The following is a 928-nucleotide window of genomic DNA, read 5'->3' on the forward strand; positions in this document are numbered from 1 at the left end:
GTGGCCTCGGTCGGGCCGTACTCGTTGACGACGAGCGTGCCGGGATGCCGCTCCCGCCACGGCTGAACGGTCTCGGCGGTCAGCGCTTCCCCGCCGAGCACCAGCTCACCCGTCGGGAACAGCTCGTCGGCGAGGACGGCGAGGTGCGTCGGGGTCGCCTTGACGAACGTCGGGCGGCCGCCGTCGACCACCGCGCCCCCGGCGGTGAGGGTGCCGAGCAGCGTCGTCACGGTGAGGTCGAACGACGCCGACGTGTGCAGCAACGCCCGTCCGGCCAGCCCGGGGTATGCCTCACGCGCCCACGCCAGGTACATGTCGACGGCCCGGTGCTCGACCTCGACACCCTTGGGCCGCCCGGTCGAGCCCGATGTGTAGATCACATAGGCGACGTCGTCCGGCCCTGCCGCCGGTTCGGGGTCTTCGGTGGCCGCGGCGGACCATTCGGCCGGATCGTCCAGGGCAAGCGACTTGGTGTCCACTGTGGACTCGCCGGTGACCAGTACGAACGGGACACCGGCGTCGGCGAGGATCAGCGCCTGCCGGGGAGCCGGGTTGGCCGGGTCGAGCGGGACGTAGGCCGCGCCGCTCTTCAGCACCCCGAGCACACCGGTCAGCAGGTCCGCCGAGTTCGGCACGCACACGCCGACGACGGTGCCGGGACCGGCGCCCAGCTCGCGCAGCCGGTGTGCGACGCGATTGGCTCGCACGTTCAGCTCGGCGTAGGTCAGGCGAACCCCGCCGAAGTCGACGGCGGGCGCGTCCGGGGTCCGCCGCACCTGCTCCTCGAACCGGGCGTGCACGGTCGTCGTGTCCGAAATGGACAGCTCCGCCGAGTTCCAGTCGGTCAGGACCAGCTCGCGTTCGGCGTCCGACAGCAGCGGCAGGTCCGCGACGGACTGATCCGGGTCGGCCAGCGCCGCGGTCAGCA

General features: G+C 72.4%; 1 protein-coding gene. It reads right to left on the reverse strand.

The window, feature by feature from the left end; all coding sequences use genetic code 11:
- Positions 1-928: AMP-binding protein (locus CFP71_RS37180; protein WP_143267238.1), on the reverse strand; the 928-nt coding region annotated here is incomplete at both ends.

The organism is Amycolatopsis thailandensis (assembly GCF_002234405.1).
Lineage (GTDB): Bacteria > Actinomycetota > Actinomycetes > Mycobacteriales > Pseudonocardiaceae > Amycolatopsis > Amycolatopsis thailandensis.